The following is an 18,145-nucleotide window of genomic DNA, read 5'->3' on the forward strand; positions in this document are numbered from 1 at the left end:
ATAAAATGTCAAAAGAAATTAAAATAGCAATTATAGGTTTAGGATACGTTGGCTTACCTTTAGCACGTTTGTTTGCAACTAAATTCCCAGTTATTGGGTATGATATAAATGATGGACGTGTTGTTGAATTAAATAAGGGAATTGATAAAACTTTAGAGGTTGAAAAAGAGATGCTCTTGGATGTTTTGGTGCATAAACTCTCAAATGAAAATGGACTTTTTTGCACAACTGATATAAATGATATAAATGAATGTAATTACTTTATAATTACAGTTCCGACCCCAGTTGATAAAAATAGTAAGCCAGATTTAACACCTTTAATTAAATCTAGTGAGGCTGTTGGAACCGTTTTAAAGAAAAATGATATTGTAATTTATGAATCTACGGTTTACCCTGGGGCAACCGAAGAAGTGTGTATTCCAATATTAGAAAAAATTTCAGGTTTAATTTTTAATAAAGATTTTTTTGCAGGATACTCACCGGAACGTATTAATCCTGGTGATAAATTGCACACTGTTGAAAAAATTAAAAAAGTGACTTCAGGCTCAACAGTTGAAATTGGTAAAAAAGTAGATGCATTATATGCATCAGTAATTATTGCAGGAACTCATTTAGCGCCTTCCATTAAAGTAGCTGAAGCCGCCAAAGTAATAGAAAATTCACAGCGAGACATAAATATTGCTTTTGTAAATGAATTAGCTAAAATATTTAATATTTTAAAAATTGATACACAAGCGGTATTAGAAGCGGCAGCCACTAAATGGAATTTTATGCCATTTAAACCTGGTTTGGTGGGCGGTCACTGTATTGGGGTTGATCCATATTATTTGGCGCAAAAAGCTCAAGAAGTTGGCTATCATCCAGAAATTATTTTGGCTGGTCGTAGAATGAACGATAGTATGGGGCAATATGTGGCAAGTGAAGTAATTAAATTATTTGTAAAACACGATGTGAAAATTAAAAATGCAAACGTGTTGGTTATGGGTATTACTTTTAAAGAGAATTGTCCAGATGTTAGAAATACAAGGGTAGTTGATGTTATAAATTGTTTAAGAGGTTTTGAAACTAATGTGACCATTTTTGATCCATGGGCAAATCCTGAGGAGGTTAAACAAGAATACAATGAAATTACTGTACAACAAATGCCTTCAAAAAAGTTTGATGCCATTGTTATAACAGTTGCACATCAAGAATTTTTAAATATGGACTTAAATAAATTCTTACATAAAAACGGAATAATTTACGATGTTAAAGGAGTGTATGAAGGAGAGATTCACGGAAAATTGTAGTTAATTAAATAAAAAATCAACTAGAATTTTAAGAAAAGCACCAAAAATATTTTAAAATTAAGATTAAATAATATTAAAAGAAATGAACATTACAGTTGTAGGATCAGGATATGTTGGATTAGTATCAGGAACATGTTTTTCTGAAATGGGCAATAAAGTAACTTGTGTAGATATTGACGAAACAAAGATATTGAAGCTAAAGGAAGGTATAATTCCAATTTATGAGCCTGGTTTGGAACCAATGATATTGAAAAATGTAGCAAGTAGCAATTTATTTTTTACAACAAATATTAATGATGCTATAAAAAATGCCGAAATTGTTTTTATAGCGGTAGGCACACCAATGGGAGATGATGGCTCTGCAGATTTGCAATATGTGATTTCCGTTGCAATTTCTATTGGTAAAGTGTTGGAACATAGTATTGTGGTTGTAGACAAGTCAACGGTGCCAGTAGGCACAGCAGATAAAGTAAAAGCTGCCATTCAAAATGAATTGGATAAAAGAGGTAAAAACATTTCTTTTGATGTAGTTTCAAATCCAGAATTTCTAAAAGAAGGTGCTGCGATTATTGATTTTATGAAACCAGACCGTGTTGTTATTGGTGCCGATAGCGACCATGCAATTCAAAAAATGAAACAATTGTATGCGCCATTTTGCATGTCACATGATAGATTTATAACAATGGATGTTCGTTCAGCGGAAATGACTAAATATGCCGCAAATGCAATGTTAGCTACAAAAATTTCATTTATGAATGAGATCGCAAATATTTGCGAAAAAGTAGGTGCAGATGCAAATCAAGTTCGTATTGGAATTGGATCAGACAGTAGAATAGGGTACAGTTTTATTTATCCAGGCTGTGGTTATGGAGGATCTTGTTTTCCAAAAGATGTAAAAGCGTTGAAAAAAATAGCATCTGAACATAATTATAATGCTAAAATAATTACGGCTGTTGAAGATGTTAATGATACACAAAAACTTGTAATTGCAGAAAAAATTATAAAGCGGTTTGGAGAAAACTTGAACGGATTCACATTTGGTATGTGGGGATTAGCTTTTAAACCAGGAACCGATGATATGCGTGAAGCACCAGCCATTTATGTGATTAATGAACTTGTAAAGCGTGGCGCTAAAATTATTACTTTTGACCCAAAAGCTATGGATGAAGCAAAAAGTTTTTATTTAAAAGGATTAGAAAAAGTTGAATATGCAACTTCAAAATACGAAGTCTTACCAAACTCTGATGCCTTAATTTTACTTACAGAATGGAAAGAATTTCGGTCACCAGATTTTGATGAAATTAAAAAATTATTAAAAAATCCAATTATTTTCGATGGTAGAAACCAGTACAATGCGTTCAATTTAGAGGAAAAAGGATTTGAATATTATCAAATAGGTAAGAATTAAAAATTTGATTTAGTTTGTAATTAAAACTTAAACTAAGTCAATTTCAAAAAAAAACATAAAAATGAAAAATTTTGCATTAATAGGAGCAAGTGGGTACATAGCGCCGCGCCATATGAAAGCCATTAAAGAAACCAATAACAATTTGGTGGCGGCTTTAGACAAGTTTGACAGTGTTGGAATAATTGACAGTTATTTTCCCAATGCTGATTTTTTCACCGAATTTGAACGTTTTGATCGTCATATTTCTAAATTGAAGTACGATAAAAATCAGCACTTAGATTATGTGAGTATTTGTACCCCAAATTATTTGCACGATGCACATATACGTTTTGCTCTTAGACAGGGAGCAGATGCCATTTGTGAAAAACCATTGGTTTTAAATCCTTGGAATATTGATGCCTTGTCTAAAATTGAGCAAGAAACTGGGAATAGAATCTATAATATTTTGCAGTTAAGGGTTCATCCAAGTATTATTGCATTAAAAGCAAAAGTTGAGAATGGTCCAAAAGATAAAATGTACGATGTTGATTTAACTTATTTAACATCACGCGGTAATTGGTATTATACCTCTTGGAAAGGAGATGTTTCAAAATCGGGAGGGATTGCAACTAATATTGGAGTTCACTTTTTTGATATGCTGTCTTGGATTTTTGGAGATTTAAAACAAAATGTGGTTCATGTGAATACACATGATAGATGTGCAGGATATTTAGAATTTGAAAAAGCTCGAGTACGTTGGTTTTTATCTATAAATCCAGATACGTTACCAGATGATGTGAAAGCGAAGGGTCAATCTACTTATAGATCTATAACCATTGAGGGTGAAGAGTTAGAATTTAGTGGTGGTTTTACCGATTTACATACAGTTTCATATCAAGAAATTATTGCAGGAAATGGTTATGGTTTAGAAGCTCCAAGGCAAGCTATTGAAATTGTTCATTCGGTACGACATTCAGTTCCAATTGGGGCAAAAGGTGAATATCATCCTTTTGTAAAAAAACCGTTAGCCAAGCACCCTTTCGAGAAATAATTGGCATCTATTTGACTTTTGAAATTGATTAAAAAGAGTCTAAATTTGTGTTCTTTCTTTTAGGCTTCATAATATCAATCTTTAAATTTAGATTAGTCGCATGTAGTTATTAAATTGACAATTATAAGATTGGTTAAAACGTTAAAATTATTTTTATTTTAATTGTGTTATTAATTTTTACAACCTATTTGTCAAAAATAGTAGATACCTAGCTTTTAATTATTTATAAATTGAGAATAAAACGAAGTATTTATTATTGATTTATAAATAATTAAACCATTTTTATGAAAATTACTTAAACTTTCTCTTTTTTTTCTTTTTTTTCTTTTTTTATTAAAATTAATGTATAGATTTGTGCTTTTATAAACAGAAAACAATGTCGAACAACATTTGGAATAGCTTCTATTTTTACTTTTATTTTAGCAATAAAGGATGAGGCTTTGCATGTGTAATTTAAAAATTTATAATCACTGAGTCTCGAAAAATTTCGAGATTTTTTTTTGGATAAAAATGAAAATAATATAATAAAAAATATGAAAGTTGCAATTCAAGGAATCAAAGGTTCTTTTCATCATATAGTTGCCGAAAAATATTTTGGGAAAAACATAGATCTAGTAGAATGTTTGTCGTTTAGCGAAATGCCAAATTTGTTAGAAACTAACAAAGCAGATGTTATTGTGATGGCAATTGAAAATTCTATTGCTGGTAGTATACTACCAAATTACGCTCTAATTGATGCTCATAATTTAGCTATATCTGGGGAATATTATTTACCAGTGCATCATAATTTAATGGCGTTAAAAGGACAAGGTATTTCTGATATTCAAGAAGTGTATTCGCATCCTATGGCGTTATTGCAATGTCATAATTTCTTTAAAAATCATCCTCACATAAAGCTTATTGAGGATAAAGATACCGCTTCAGTTGCGCAAAGAATTCAGGTAAATAAGTTAAAAGGAGTTGGGGCTATTGCTAGTGACTTGGCTGCAAAAACTTACCAATTAGATATCTTGGCACCTAAAATTCAAACGATAAAAGATAACATGACACGTTTTTTTATTTTAACAAATTCGAAATCTAAAAATAGTGTTTCAGCTAATAAAGCATCGATTAAATTCACAGCAAGTCATAAAACAGGTAGTTTGGCAGAAATTTTAACCATTTTGGCAAGGCACGAATTAAATTTATCGAAAATTCAATCAATGCCTGTGATAGAAACCCCTTGGAAATATGCTTTTTTCTCTGATTTTGTTTTTAGTAGTTATGCCAATTATTATAATGCAATTAATGAAATTAAAGATAAAGTTGAAACGCTTCAAATACTTGGAGAATATAGCAATGGAAAGTAATATGATTAAAAAAGCAGACAGATTAAACAGTGTTTCAGAATACTATTTCTCAAAAAAATTGAGGGAGGTTGATCAATTGATTCAACAAGGCAAACCTGTAATTAATATTGCCATAGGTAGCCCCGATTTAAATCCTTCTAAAGAGGTAATTGACGCTCTACATGAGGCAATGGTTTTGCCAAAAGTAAACCAATATCAGAGTTATAAAGGGATTCCAGCATTAAGAGAATCTATGGCCAATTTTTACCAAAACTTTTATGAAGTCGCATTAAATTCCAATGAAGAAATTTTACCATTAATGGGTTCTAAAGAAGGAATAATGCAAATTTCATTGGCATTTTTGAATAAAGGTAATCAAGTTTTAATTCCAAATCCTGGCTATCCAACCTATACTTCTGTAACCAATTTGGTAGAAGCAAAACCACTTTTTTATAATTTAAATGAAGAAGAAAATTGGTTGCCTAATTTTAATGAAATTGAAAAAAATGATTTGTCGAATGTTAAATTAATGTGGATTAATTATCCTCATATGCCTACAGGAGCAACTGCAACGCTAAAAAATTTCGAAAAAATTATTTCCTTTGCAAAAAAGCATCAAATATTAGTTGTAAATGACAATCCGTATAGCTTTATATTAAATGAAAATCCCTTGAGTATATTACAAGTTGATGGAGCTAAGGAAATTGCTATTGAACTTAATTCGTTAAGTAAATCGTTTAACATGGCTGGTTGGCGTGTTGGAATGGTTGTTGGGAATTCTGAATTTATGAATACAATTTTACAAGTAAAAAGTAATATGGATTCTGGAATGTTTTTAGGAATTCAAAAAGGAGCAATTGCTGCTCTAAATTTGTCTAATAACTGGTTTAATGAATTAAATGCTACCTATTTAAGAAGGAGAGAAATTCTTTGGAAAATTTTTGATTTGTTGGATTGTGTTTATCAAAAAGAAGCAGTTGGATTATTTGTTTGGGGAAAATTACCATCTGAAATTAAATGTGAAAATTTTACAGATCAATTATTATATGAAAATAATATTTTTATAACCCCAGGTACGGTTTTTGGAAGCAATGGTGAAGGATATATTAGAGCCTCATTATGTGTTTCAGAAGCTATTTTAGAAGAGGTATTACAACGCTTAATTGAAGCAAAAAAGTAGTTATGGAAAAATTAGTAATTATCGGTTTGGGATTAGTAGGTGGTTCTTTAGCTCTTGATTTAAAAAAGAGATTGGGCTATCAAGTTTTTGGAATTGATCATAATCCGGAACATATTAAAAAAGCGTTGGAATTAGGAGTTATTGATGCTGAAATAAATCTTTCAGATCTTAAAGATGCATCAGTTGTTGTAATAGCAGTTCCAGTTGATAAAATTGCGAAAATTACTGCTACTGTATTAGATGAAATATCTGAAAATACATTGGTTTTTGATGTTGGGTCGGTTAAAAATGAAATTTGTAAAGCACTTAAAAACCATCCGAAAAGGAAAAATTATGTAGCTGCTCATCCGCTTGCTGGAACAGAATTTTCGGGCCCGGAAGCTGCAATTTATGATTTGTTTGATGAAAAAGTAAATATTATTTGTGAAGTTGAAAAAACGGATTGGAAAATTTTAGATAAAGCCCTAGGAATTTTTAAAAAATTGAATATGCGAATTAAAATGATGAACCCTGAGGAGCACGATAGACACATTGCCTATGTTTCTCACTTATCACATGTTAGTTCCTTTATGTTAGGAAAAACGGTGTTGGGAATTGAAAAAAACGAACAATATATTTTTGATATGGCAAGTACTGGTTTTGCTTCAACGGTTCGTTTGGCAAAAAGTTCTCCAGCAACATGGGCACCAATTTTTTTAGAGAATAAAGAAAATATAATCAGTTCTTTAGAGGAGTATATTAAAAATTTAGTGGAATTTAAAGAGTTAATTGCAGCCAATAATGGTGATGCAATTAAGGAGATAATGAGTGATACTAATTATATAAAATCAGTTTTAAAAGGAATTAAATAATAGTGAAATATTAAATAAAATGGAAATAAATAAGGAAAACAGAAAGTGGTTAGACAGCATGAATTTAACACATCCGATTGTTATTGCTGGTCCATGTAGTGCAGAAACAGAAGAGCAAGTGTTAAAAACAGCTCATCTTTTGAAAAACACAGATACAAATGTGTTTAGAGCTGGTATATGGAAACCAAGAACGAGACCAGGCGGATTTGAAGGTGTTGGTGAAATTGGATTGCCATGGCTTCAAAAAGTGAAGGAAGAAACAGGTTTGTTAGTTACAACAGAAGTAGGTAATGCAGATCACGTAGAAAAAGCACTTAAACATAATATTGATATTTTATGGGTTGGCGCAAGAACTACGGTTAACCCATTTGTAGTGCAAGAAATTGCTGATGCTTTAAAAGGTGTTGATATTCCTGTGTTGATAAAAAACCCTGTTAATCCAGATTTAGCACTTTGGTTAGGAGCCGTAGAGCGTTTTAAATCAGTTGGAATTTCGCAATTAGGTGTAATTCATAGAGGATTTTCAGAATATAACCCACTTCATTATAGGAATAAACCGAAATGGCATATAGCCATTGAGCTTAAAAAGGAATTTCCGGATTTACCATTAATTTTGGATCCTTCACACATTTGTGGAAGACGTGATACTATTTTTGATGTTTCTCAAACTGGTTTGGATTTAAATTATGATGGATTTATGATTGAAACGCATTTTGATCCAGATAATGCGTGGAGTGATGCTAGTCAGCAAATTACACCTGCACAATTAGATCAAATTACCAAGGATTTAAAAATTCGTCAGAAGTATAGTTATAGAGAAGATTTTCAAAGTAATTTAAATCGTTATAGAAAAGAATTGGATTTAATCGATCATCATATAATTGAAATATTGACAAATAGAATGCAAGTTTCAGAAAAAATAGGTCGCTTAAAACATCAGGAAAATGTTGCTATTTTGCAAAGTGCTCGCTGGTCTGAAATATTAGATGAAATGACTAAAGTGGCAGAAAAAAATGGATTAAACAAAGAATTTGTTGAAAAAATATTTAAAACAATTCATGTGGAATCAATAAATATTCAACATAACGTTAAGTAATTAAAAGGAGGGAATTTATTCCCTCCTTTTTTTTGTTAATTTGCAGTGATAACTGTTTAAAAACAATATGTTTAAATTTCTAATCAAAACTTAAAAAAACTACTACTTTTGTATTATCTATGAAAACAGTAGAATACATAAAGCAACCCATCCTTCAAGAAATGGAACTCTTTGAAAGTAAATTCAAAGAGGCAATGGCAACACAAGTTCCACTTGTTAATAGAATTACCCAATATATTGTAAGAAGAAAAGGAAAACAAATGAGACCAATGTTTGTTTTTTTGGTTGCAAAAATGGTTTCAAATGGAAATTTTAGTGAAAAAACGTATAGAGGTGCTGCGCTTATTGAATTAATTCATACCGCTAGTTTGGTGCACGATGATATTGTAGATGATAGCAACCAGCGAAGAGGGTTTTTCTCAATAAATGCACTTTGGAAAAATAAAATTGCAGTGCTCTTTGGAGATTATTTGTTATCAAAAAGTTTATTGCTTTCTGTGGATAATGAAGATTTTGATTTATTAAAACTCATTTCGGTTGCCTTAAAAGAAATGAGCGAAGGTGAATTATTACAAATTGAAAAAGCAAGAAAACTTGATATCACCGAAGATATTTATTTCGATATTATTCGTCAGAAAACTGCCACTTTAATTGCTGCTTGTTGTGGAATTGGTGCAGCTTCAGTTGGTGCTTCAAATGAAGAAATTGAAAAAATGAGGTTGTTTGGACAATTAATTGGAATTGCTTTTCAAATTAAAGATGACTTGTTTGATTATTCTGAAGAAAAAATTGGAAAACCTACAGGAATAGATATTAAGGAGCAAAAAATGACGTTACCACTTATTTATACGTTGAATAATTGCGATAAATCAGATAAAAAGTGGCTCATAAACTCAGTTAAAAACCATAATAAGGATAAGACAAGGGTAAAAGAGGTTATTAATTTTGTGAAAAAAAAAGGTGGTATTGAGTACACTTCAATTAAAATGAATGAATATCATAAAAGGGCTTTAGAAATTTTAGAAACCTACCCAAATTCTCCCTACAAGGAATCTTTATTAACCATGGTTAATTACGTAATTGATCGAAAAATTTAATTTTTGGACAATAAGCAATAGTTGAAAAGTCTAAAGTTTTGAGTTTGTTGAACATAGTTGAAGTATTTATTATTGGAATTAATAATCAACAACTTAAATTACGGCATTAACTCCAATTCTAACAATTCTTCAAAATATTTTCTTGAATTTGAAAGTCGAGGTATTTTGTGTTGTCCACCTAATTTACCTTTTTGTTTCAACCAATTATAAAACAATCCGTTCGAAGCTATATTGATTATAGGTAATGCTAAGGTCATATCATTATATCTTTTAGCTTCATAATCACTATTAATATCTTTTAAGGCATTGTCCAAAACTTCGGTAAAATAGACTAAATCTTCAGGTTGTTTTTTAAATTCAATCAACCATTCGTGCCCACCATTTTTAGAGGCATGCATAAAAATGGGAGCAACCGTATAATCGGCAACTTCAGCATTGGTTTTCAAACAGGCCTGTCTCAACCCTTCTTCTGCATTTTCAATAATTAATTCTTCACCAAAAACATTGATAAAATGTTTGGTTCGACCGGTAATCTTAATTCTAAAGGGGTTTAAGGAAGTAAATTTAATGGTATCTCCAATTAAATAACGCCATAAACCTCCATTGGTTGTAATTACTAGGGCATAATTTTGATTTAGTTGTACTTCAGAAAGTGGAATTGCTTTTGATTTTTCTCCTTCAAATAAATTCATTGGGATAAATTCATAAAAAATACCATAATCTAACATCAATAACATTTCTTGAGAATTATTCTGATCCTGAATTGCAAAAAAACCTTCAGAGGCATTGTAGGTTTCATAGTATTTAAAATCTTCTTTTGGAATAATTTTTTTAAATTGTTCTCTGTAAGGATTAAAATTAACGCCCCCGTGAAAATATACTTCAAGGTTTGGCCATACTTCTAAAATATTTTTTTTTCCTGTTTTTTCTAGCACTTTATGTAATAAAACTAGCATCCAAGATGGAACACCTACTAAACTGGTAATATCTTCGTTAACAGTTTCATCAATAATTTTGGTCATTTTACTTTCCCATTCACTCATTAATGCCGTTTCTAGTTTCGGGGCACTACTAAAATCGGCCCAAAAAGGAAGGTTTTCAATAATAATGGCAGAAAGATCTCCAAAAAAACTATTGTTATCTTCATATACAGCGCTGCTACCACCCAATCGCAGCCCTTTTCCTATAAATAATTGAGTTTCTGGGTTGTTATTTATATATAAACAGAGCATATCTTTCCCGGCTTTTAAATGACAATGTTCTATTGCTTCGTCGCTTACCGGAATAAATTTGCTTTTTGCATTAGTGGTTCCACTAGATTTTGCAAACCATTTAATACTCGTAGGCCAAAATACATTTGGTTCTCCTTTTCTTGTTCGTTCAATTAAAGGTTCTATGGATTCATATTGCTGAATTGGAACTTTTTCAGAAAATTGTTGATAGTTTTTAATCTTGTCAAATTCATATTTAGTGCCTAATTCAGTCCATTTTGCTTTAGAGAGTAATTTAGAAAGTAATTCCTGCTGAACTTCAATAGGATATTTTAAAAATAATTCGATTTGGTGTTTTCTTTTTTTAAGAAACCAAGAAATTATTGAGTTTACAAATGTAAAAGGCATCTTTATTTAGCTATATTTAGAGTGTTAAATTTAATAAACTTTTCTATGCAATACCAAACTATCTTAAAAAAAATGATAACTGAACTTAATGATGAAGTTGATTATTATTTGAATGTTGAAGATGATTTTTTAAATATGAATCAACTTTTAGGCAGAGAACTGGAAATAAGTTTTGAAGGATACCATTGTTTGTGTTGTGAAAAAGAAAAGAAAATATTTAGACAAGGGTTTTGTTACGATTGTTTTTATACCAGTGCTCAAGTAGGGGATTGGATAATGAGGCCTGAATTAAGCACTGCTCATTTAGATATTGAAGACAGAAATTTGGAATATGAAAAGAAAGTGCAATTGCAACCACATATTGTTTATTTGGCCGTATCGAGTAATGTAAAAGTTGGAGTCACAAGAAAAACACAGGTGCCATATAGATGGATTGATCAAGGTGCAACAGAAGCAATTGAAATTGTTGAAGTTCCAAACAGATTTTTAGCAGGAATTACCGAGGTTGCCTTAAAAGAGTATGTGGCCGACAAAACAAGTTGGCAAAAAATGTTAAAAAATGAGGTTTTGGATGTTGACTTATTTGAAGAAAGAGAAAAATTAAAAATATACATTCCAGAAGAAACTAAACCTTATTTTTTAGAGAATAACGGAAAAATTACTAAAATTAATTACCCAGTTAAGAGCTATCCTATAAAAATAAAATCGTTAAGTCTGGAAAAAACTCATGTGTATAAAGGGGAATTAAGTGGAATTAAAGGGCAATATTTAATGTTTAAAGATGGCACTGTTTTTAATGTAAGAAATAGTGAAGGTTATAAGGTAATTATTACTATTTCATAGGGAAAAGTCTAAAGTTAGAAGTAAAAAAAAGGCGAATTAAAAAAATAATACGATTGATTTCAATTTTTAATTAGTCATTTTCAATTAATTCAATTTCTTCACCAATTTTTAAATTGAATCTTCTTCGGAATAAATGAACTACAAAATATAGAACAGGGGTGTCAAAAAGAGCAATAATTATTTTAAATAGGAATCCGCTAATTAATAATGTTGAAAACAATTCCCAAGGTAAAACGCGAAAGGTACATAATAAAAATAACACGGTTAAAGTATCAATGAACTGTGATGAAAATGTCGAAAAATTATTTCTAAGCCATAAATGTTTTCCGTTGGTTCGCTTTTTCCAATAATGATAAATTCTAATATCGATGAACTGTGCAAATAAATAAGCAAACATAGATGCTAGAACAGCCAGAGGAGATAATCCAAAAACTTTGGTAAACAATTCATTATTTATTGGAGAATCTGAAATTGCGGGTACATAATTAGCTAATAAAATAATTCCCATTGAAAAAGCAGAGGCGAATATGCCAGCAATTACTATTTGATTGGCCTTTTTTTTGCCATATATTTCTGAAACAATATCGGTAATTAAAAAAGTAATTGGATAAGGTAAAATTCCTACAGATAATTCAAAGCGAAATAATCCAAAAGGATTCCAATAAAAAAATTTCTGAAAAATTAAATTAGAAACTACCAGTGCGGCAATAAACATGGAGCCTAAAATTAAATAAATTATAAAAGCTTCTGATTTTAATTTGGAATTCATAGTTAGTGGATTAATACGAATATAGTAATTTATTCTTATTTTTGCATTTTAAAACAAATTAAAGAAACTACATGAAGGCATACATATTTCCAGGTCAAGGCGCACAATTTTCAGGAATGGGATTTGATTTATATGAAAAATCAGAACAAGCGAAAGAACTTTTTGAAAAAGCAAATGAAATACTTGGGTTTTCAATAACCGATGTAATGTTTAAAGGTACAGCGGAAGAATTACAACAAACTAAAGTAACACAGCCAGCAATATTTTTGCATTCAGTTATTTTGGCAATAGCATTGGGAACAAATTTTAAACCAGAAATGGTTGCTGGTCACTCTTTAGGAGAATTATCTGCGTTAGTTGCAAATGGTGTTTTAACTTTTGAAGATGGACTAAAGTTAGTTTCAAAAAGAGCACTAGCAATGCAAAAAGCATGTGAAGCTCAAGAATCAACAATGGCTGCTGTGTTGGGGTTAGATGATGTGGTTGTTGAAGAAGTTTGTGAAGAAATTGATGGTGTTGTTGTTGCAGCAAATTACAATTGCCCTGGTCAATTGGTAATTTCTGGTGAAATTTCTGCAATTGATAAGGCTTGTGAAGTTTTAATAGCAAGAGGAGCGAAAAGAGCATTGAAATTACCTGTTGGCGGCGCTTTTCATTCACCGTTGATGGAGCCGGCACGAGAGGAATTAGAGAAGGCAATAAAGAATACAACATTTAGCGAACCTACATGTCCAGTTTATCAAAATGTTGTTGCAAAAGCTGTTACAAATCCAGAAGAAATTAAAGAAAATTTAATAGCACAATTAACGGCTCCTGTTCGTTGGACACAATCGGTTGAACAAATGATTGCTGATGGCGCCACAGAATTTATTGAAGTCGGTCCTGGAAAGGTGTTACAAGGTTTGGTTAAAAAAATCGATAAAAGTGCGGTTGTAATTTCAGCTGTGGTTTAGTTTAATAGAGATTGAACGTTATTTGAGCATTGGAATTTTATAAAAATTCAATTTATGGAAGGAAAATGGTTTTGATGCATTTATCAAATAAGTATAAAAGTTTGATTTAAATCTTGATTTAAAAAGCTAATTAGATAAACGATTTGTAAATTGAATTTTTTGACTTTTACAGATGTGACAGAACATTTAAACCTTAGTTTAAAAATGTACATCCAATGAATTTTAGTAAAAATATTTCCTCTTTTTATACTTGAAATTTGTTAGTATTTATACCATTGCCATAACGAAGCAGAAACAAGACCCAAGGTATGTCGTTCAACTTTTTCAGATAGTTCTAACTTTCGAATAGCATGTAATAACCTTTTGATAATTTCGCTTGATATTTTTTCCGCATGTTTTGATTGTTTCCAAATACTTAGTAAGTGACTATCCATAAAAGCATCACGTTTCTTTGTAAAAATAAGAGGATCCTCTGAAGCAGCAAGATGAAGGAATAAATTCCATTGTTCGGCCTCAAGGTCAATCCATACATCCTTGGCATCATCAATTAACCAATAACAATACCCCACGGCTTTTCCGATAGCCCGAGCATTTTTTAAAAGTGACTGATCATTTGAGTGTCCCATACGAGCCGTATATTCAGCCATCATTCGGAATGGTTCAGCCGACTTAAGATAAAGTGCTTTTTTAATTTTATTCAGGTCTGCGTGATCAGACAGTCTTTCTTTTGAAAGAAAATTTTGTGCTTCAAATAGTTGCTTCATCACTTTAAAAAGCACATCTGTTTTCTGAGATCCTTCTTTTTTTATCGCAGTTTTTTCCAAATCGAGTAATACACTCCCGGCTAGATTACTTAGGAGTTTTTGGGCTGGATTAAGGATGCTAGTTTTAGAATAACTTTTATTAATAAAGGGCTGAAATACTTTTAGAGAAGTTACTTCGTCTAAATCATCCATCTCGTCACAAATATAATCGAACAGACTAATTCCTAAGTTAAATCGACCGCACCAATCTGCTGCAGCTTCAGTGGAGGATTTATTTAAGCTAAACCATACGGCAAAAATTTTACCCATTGTAGCTCCAAAACCATATACAGAGTGAAGCTGTGAACCATTAATAACTGAAGAGATGGCAGCGGAATTTTTAATCCAATCTGATTTGGAATTCCCATGTTCCCGAGTTTCAATATATTCAATTAAAAACTCCTGATGATGGGGTAAACCGGCCTTTTGCCAGGTTTCGAAAAAAAATGTCCCAAAGTGGTCATTCCAATCCATTAAACATTTGTGGTTTTAGGCTTTGAGCTCTTATATTCAAGTGATTCGGATTTTCTCCAGCAATCTAAGGCATAACAGGCCATGGCGGTAGCAAAAATTCCGTCTTGATCGGAAACAAATGAATTTCCTCCTCCATGGGCGTTGTTCCATGAAGCAATCTGGCTGGGGTCTATCACATCAGGAGCAGGGATTCGCAAAATAAAACTTCCAGCCCAACTTCCATCTTGCAGTTGAGATTTTAGCAAGGCGTTCCCACACCTTGCTCTTTCTTGATTATAGCCCAAGTACGATAAATGAACAAAAGATTCAAGTGCCAGTGCAGAAGTAAAAGGATCTAAAGTTTCTGATGAATCTTGTCCGAAACCACCATTTAGAAGTTGTTGGCGAATCAGCCCCTCGGCAATCTTTCTAGAATTTTCTTCGGGTAAAAACTCTTGTTGCAATGACAACGCTCTTAGCAAAAGCGTTGATGTATAATATGGACCTCGCCACCAATACGAATTGATAAAGCCTTCACTTGTTTGACTATTTATAAGCCAGTTTAGAATTCCTGGCACTTTTTCATTATTGATATCTGCAAGTACCGCTGCTATGGAAACATCAGGGTGGGCAGATGTCCAGCCGGCAATAAAATCATCGCTAGGTGCAGAAATAAATTGACGAATACCAGATTCTATTCGGTAGGTTGAAACACCTTTGTTTATAAAATGACTCCACAAAAAAACTTTAGCCTTCTCTAAGGCTAAGCCTGTCAATTCAGGGCTAGATTTTAGGGCCAATAAAGACCATGCACTTGAATCTGCATCTGGAGGAACCATGACACTATATGACCAGCCTCCGGAAGAGTGGCGGGATTTTAAAAGAAAATTTTGTGATTTTTTTATGGCCTCGGCGTCTTCACAAAGGGTATAAATATGTGCTAATACAAAACCAGTGACCCATATATCAGATTCCCCTGCCATAGTTGGGAAACCTCTCCAATTCCCGTTAACAGCTTTAGACAGAAGATATTTTATTCCTTTTTCAATGGCGTTGTCTACAGCCTCAAAGTCAAATTCATGTTTTAAATTCATTCACTATTAGTTAAAAATAGGTTTTGAAATATACGGAAATTTTCTCGTTCCTTAAAAATTTTGATTATCTTTAAATTATGATTGAAACTCAATCATAGTATTATTAACTACTTAAAACTAAAAAATGGATAGAAAAATCACAATCGAAAAAGGAAATCCAGATGGGACACTAACCCTATCTGATAAGGATGATACTAATGGTATCTCCGGCGACCAAATTACTTGGGTTATTGCCCCTAATTCTGGTGTCGCAAGCATTACTAAAATTCATGAAAAAGATGACTCAAATAATGTTTTCATTGGTGAGCCATCACTGCAACCAGATGGTTCTTGGATGGGAACCTTAATTAATGTTGAAGTTGTAACTATTGAGAAATACTATATAAATTGGACAACAGCTGGTGGTGGTTGGCTTGGTCAAGATGGTAAAGGCCTACCTATGACCTACGATCCAAAAATTACGGTTAACCCGAAATAATAATTATGCTGTTTGAAAGAAAAGCTTGTTACTTGCTAATAGGCTTTTTTTACCTACTAACTAATATTTGTTCTGCCCAAGATCAAAGAGTGGCAGATAGTCTGGCAGTTATCTATAAAGCGGATTCTTTAAAGGGCGAAGCTAAATTAGAATTGCTAAGAAACCTGTGTTTTAATGAGGTTAATGACCTTAAAAAGGCCTTACAATTTGCAGAGGAGTTAATCAACTTGTCCGAACAAATAGACAATAATTATTATAAGGCTCACGGTTATTTTCAAAAGGGAACTAAAAATGCACGGTTAGGAGATTTGGAAGAAGCTGTAAAGGCTTTTTTTAGGGGTGCAGAAATTGCAAAGAAAGATAAAAATATTAATCTTGAAGGCAGTTCCTATGGAGCTTTAGCTGATATTTATTCCATTTCTGACAATCACAAAAATGCGATGCTTTACTATAATAAGGCTATTGCTACCCTACGAAAATCAGATGACACGATTGCCTTGGCGTCCTACATTTTAAATGCGGGTGACGCCTTGCTCGCTAACAAAGAATATGATTCGGCCCTAGTGTACTTTAAAGAATCAGGAGCAATTTTTGAACGAGTCAATTACGCAATTGGGAAAGCCTATAACTTAGGTAATATAGGGATGGTCTATGCCAATATTGGGAAAAATGAACTTGCTGAAAAAAACATCAATGAAGCAATCCGAATATTGGAAGAATCTGGCGATTACCATCCTATTTGTGTCTATCTTATCTACATGTCCGATATCTATTTAGAAAAGGGAGATCATGGCGCTGCATTAAAGTATGCTCAAAGAAGTTTAGAATTAGGAGAAAAATATGGATTAAAAGAACAGATCGGTGATGCCAATCTCAAATTATCTGAACTGTACGAAAATGCAGGGAACACAAAAAAATCCTTAAAGCATTATAAGGATTACATTGTCTATCGGGATAGTTTGAACAATATCAAATCGGTACAATACATGGCCGATCTACGCACTAATTACGAAGTATCTCAAAAGCAAACTGAAGTAAACTTGCTCAGCCAACAAAAAAAGAACCAACGAATAGTTGTAATTGCTACAGTAATTGCAATGTTTTTGATAGGTTTAATTGCCATTGGACTATTCAGACGAAATAAATTTATTCAAAAGACCAAACAAATCATTGAGAAAGAAAAAGAGCGTTCCGATAATTTATTGCTGAATATACTACCTGAAGAAACAGCTCTTGAGTTAAAAGAAAATGGGAAAGTACTGGCTAAAAAGTTTGAATCTGTTACCGTTTTATTTTCTGACTTTAAAGGTTTTACAAAGTATTCAGAAAACTTATCTCCAGAATCTTTGGTAGAAACTATTGGTTTTTATTTTTCAAAATTTGATGAAATCACAGAAAAGTATGGCCTAGAAAAAATTAAAACCATTGGAGATGCTTATATGTGTGCCGGAGGTTTGCCTTTCCCAACAGAAGATCATGCCTACAAAATGGTAATGGCAGCCTTTGAAATTGCTGAATTTGTAGAAAAGACCAAAAAAGATGTAGAAGCCAGTGAAATGACTTTTGATATTCGTATTGGTATTAATACTGGTACTGTTGTAGCTGGTGTAGTGGGAAGTAAGAAATTTGCCTATGATATTTGGGGAGATACTGTAAATGTTGCCTCTCGAATGGAATCTATGTCTGAACCGGGAAAAATAAATGTATCAGAAAATACTTATGAGTTGATAAGGAACGAATTTGACTGTGAGTATAGAGGTGAAATTGAGGTTAAAAATAGAGGGATGATGAAGATGTATTTTGTAAATAACATTAAAATTGGGAAACTTCGAGTTTTTTAAGATGAAAAAAAGT

General features: G+C 32.1%; 16 protein-coding genes. 12 read left to right on the plus strand and 4 right to left on the minus strand.

The window, feature by feature from the left end:
- Positions 1–5: 5 nt before the first annotated feature.
- The 8 genes from Q8S45_RS08160 (at position 6) to Q8S45_RS08195 (ending at position 9,279) form a co-directional block, all read left to right on the plus strand.
- Positions 6–1,289 (plus strand): nucleotide sugar dehydrogenase, encoded by a 1,284-nt coding sequence (locus Q8S45_RS08160; RefSeq protein WP_305603460.1) that lies wholly within the window; start codon positions 6–8, stop codon positions 1,287–1,289.
- Between the two features lie 82 nt (positions 1,290–1,371).
- Positions 1,372–2,697 carry a UDP-glucose/GDP-mannose dehydrogenase family protein gene (locus Q8S45_RS08165; RefSeq protein WP_305603463.1) on the plus strand — a complete coding sequence of 442 codons (1,326 nt, stop codon included), beginning with the start codon at positions 1,372–1,374 and terminating at the stop codon, positions 2,695–2,697.
- 61 nt (positions 2,698–2,758) lie between these two features.
- The gene (locus Q8S45_RS08170; RefSeq protein WP_305603466.1) at positions 2,759–3,727 is read left to right on the plus strand and encodes a Gfo/Idh/MocA family protein; all 969 of its coding nucleotides are present in this window, start codon (positions 2,759–2,761) and stop codon (positions 3,725–3,727) included.
- A gap of 533 nt (positions 3,728–4,260) precedes the next feature.
- Complete coding sequence (locus Q8S45_RS08175; protein WP_305603468.1) at positions 4,261–5,076, plus strand: prephenate dehydratase; 816 nt, start codon at positions 4,261–4,263, stop codon at positions 5,074–5,076.
- A gap of 1 nt (position 5,077) precedes the next feature.
- Positions 5,078–6,235, plus strand: coding sequence for a pyridoxal phosphate-dependent aminotransferase (locus tag Q8S45_RS08180; protein WP_305603648.1), 1,158 nt, complete (start codon positions 5,078–5,080; stop codon positions 6,233–6,235).
- A 2-nt stretch (positions 6,236–6,237) separates the two neighbouring features.
- Complete coding sequence (locus Q8S45_RS08185; protein ID WP_305603471.1) at positions 6,238–7,086, plus strand: prephenate dehydrogenase; 849 nt, start codon at positions 6,238–6,240, stop codon at positions 7,084–7,086.
- Positions 7,087–7,105: 19 nt separating this feature from the next.
- A complete protein-coding gene (locus tag Q8S45_RS08190) occupies positions 7,106–8,182 on the plus strand; it encodes a bifunctional 3-deoxy-7-phosphoheptulonate synthase/chorismate mutase type II (protein ID WP_305603474.1) in 1,077 nt (358 codons plus the stop codon).
- Between the two features lie 119 nt (positions 8,183–8,301).
- Positions 8,302–9,279 carry a polyprenyl synthetase family protein gene (locus Q8S45_RS08195; protein ID WP_305603477.1) on the plus strand — a complete coding sequence of 326 codons (978 nt, stop codon included), beginning with the start codon at positions 8,302–8,304 and terminating at the stop codon, positions 9,277–9,279.
- 98 nt (positions 9,280–9,377) lie between these two features.
- On the opposite strand, the gene Q8S45_RS08200 is transcribed toward Q8S45_RS08195, so the two are convergent.
- A complete protein-coding gene (locus tag Q8S45_RS08200) occupies positions 9,378–10,898 on the minus strand; it encodes a GH3 auxin-responsive promoter family protein (RefSeq protein ID WP_305603480.1) in 1,521 nt (506 codons plus the stop codon).
- A gap of 45 nt (positions 10,899–10,943) precedes the next feature.
- On the opposite strand from Q8S45_RS08200, the gene Q8S45_RS08205 reads away from it, so the two are divergent.
- Entirely contained in the window at positions 10,944–11,741 is a 798-nt protein-coding gene (locus Q8S45_RS08205; RefSeq protein ID WP_305603483.1) for a DUF2797 domain-containing protein, read from the plus strand.
- 70 nt (positions 11,742–11,811) lie between these two features.
- Here the strand turns inward: Q8S45_RS08205 and Q8S45_RS08210 are convergent, their stop codons facing one another.
- The gene (locus tag Q8S45_RS08210; protein WP_305603486.1) at positions 11,812–12,510 is read right to left on the minus strand and encodes a queuosine precursor transporter; all 699 of its coding nucleotides are present in this window, start codon (positions 12,508–12,510) and stop codon (positions 11,812–11,814) included.
- 71 nt (positions 12,511–12,581) lie between these two features.
- On the opposite strand from Q8S45_RS08210, the gene fabD reads away from it, so the two are divergent.
- Positions 12,582–13,463, plus strand: coding sequence for an ACP S-malonyltransferase (gene fabD, locus Q8S45_RS08215; RefSeq protein WP_305603489.1), 882 nt, complete (start codon positions 12,582–12,584; stop codon positions 13,461–13,463).
- Between the two features lie 260 nt (positions 13,464–13,723).
- Here fabD and Q8S45_RS08220 read toward each other — a convergent pair whose 3' ends face one another.
- Entirely contained in the window at positions 13,724–14,740 is a 1,017-nt protein-coding gene (locus Q8S45_RS08220) for a hypothetical protein (RefSeq protein ID WP_305603491.1), read from the minus strand.
- Positions 14,740–15,813, minus strand: coding sequence for a prenyltransferase/squalene oxidase repeat-containing protein (locus Q8S45_RS08225; RefSeq protein WP_305603494.1), 1,074 nt, complete (start codon positions 15,811–15,813; stop codon positions 14,740–14,742). Before Q8S45_RS08225 ends, Q8S45_RS08220 begins: the two co-directional genes overlap by 1 nt.
- Positions 15,814–15,937: 124 nt before the next feature.
- Between Q8S45_RS08225 and Q8S45_RS08230 the strand changes: the two genes are divergently transcribed.
- Both Q8S45_RS08230 and Q8S45_RS08235 read left to right on the plus strand, forming a co-directional pair.
- On the plus strand, positions 15,938–16,291 hold the full coding sequence (locus tag Q8S45_RS08230; RefSeq protein WP_305603497.1) for a hypothetical protein: 354 nt from the start codon (positions 15,938–15,940) through the stop codon (positions 16,289–16,291).
- Positions 16,292–16,380: 89 nt separating this feature from the next.
- The gene (locus Q8S45_RS08235; RefSeq protein WP_371133000.1) at positions 16,381–18,132 is read left to right on the plus strand and encodes an adenylate/guanylate cyclase domain-containing protein; all 1,752 of its coding nucleotides are present in this window, start codon (positions 16,381–16,383) and stop codon (positions 18,130–18,132) included.
- Positions 18,133–18,145 lie beyond the last annotated feature (13 nt).

Origin of the sequence: Lutibacter sp. (genome assembly GCF_030692605.1) — a bacterium.
Lineage (GTDB): Bacteria > Bacteroidota > Bacteroidia > Flavobacteriales > Flavobacteriaceae > Lutibacter.

Coding starts and splice junctions, on each gene's coding strand:
- Q8S45_RS08165 (WP_305603463.1), top strand. CDS start 1,372: ATGAACATTACAGTTGTAGGATCAGGATATGTTGGATTAGTATCAGGA.
- Q8S45_RS08170 (WP_305603466.1), top strand. CDS start 2,759: ATGAAAAATTTTGCATTAATAGGAGCAAGTGGGTACATAGCGCCGCGC.
- fabD (WP_305603489.1), top strand. CDS start 12,582: ATGAAGGCATACATATTTCCAGGTCAAGGCGCACAATTTTCAGGAATG.
- Q8S45_RS08180 (WP_305603648.1), top strand. CDS start 5,078: ATGATTAAAAAAGCAGACAGATTAAACAGTGTTTCAGAATACTATTTC.
- Q8S45_RS08175 (WP_305603468.1), top strand. CDS start 4,261: ATGAAAGTTGCAATTCAAGGAATCAAAGGTTCTTTTCATCATATAGTT.
- Q8S45_RS08190 (WP_305603474.1), top strand. CDS start 7,106: ATGGAAATAAATAAGGAAAACAGAAAGTGGTTAGACAGCATGAATTTA.
- Q8S45_RS08195 (WP_305603477.1), top strand. CDS start 8,302: ATGAAAACAGTAGAATACATAAAGCAACCCATCCTTCAAGAAATGGAA.
- Q8S45_RS08185 (WP_305603471.1), top strand. CDS start 6,238: ATGGAAAAATTAGTAATTATCGGTTTGGGATTAGTAGGTGGTTCTTTA.
- Q8S45_RS08160 (WP_305603460.1), top strand. CDS start 6: ATGTCAAAAGAAATTAAAATAGCAATTATAGGTTTAGGATACGTTGGC.
- Q8S45_RS08225 (WP_305603494.1), bottom strand. CDS start 15,813: ATGAATTTAAAACATGAATTTGACTTTGAGGCTGTAGACAACGCCATT.
- Q8S45_RS08230 (WP_305603497.1), top strand. CDS start 15,938: ATGGATAGAAAAATCACAATCGAAAAAGGAAATCCAGATGGGACACTA.
- Q8S45_RS08220 (WP_305603491.1), bottom strand. CDS start 14,740: ATGGATTGGAATGACCACTTTGGGACATTTTTTTTCGAAACCTGGCAA.
- Q8S45_RS08210 (WP_305603486.1), bottom strand. CDS start 12,510: ATGAATTCCAAATTAAAATCAGAAGCTTTTATAATTTATTTAATTTTA.
- Q8S45_RS08205 (WP_305603483.1), top strand. CDS start 10,944: ATGCAATACCAAACTATCTTAAAAAAAATGATAACTGAACTTAATGAT.
- Q8S45_RS08200 (WP_305603480.1), bottom strand. CDS start 10,898: ATGCCTTTTACATTTGTAAACTCAATAATTTCTTGGTTTCTTAAAAAA.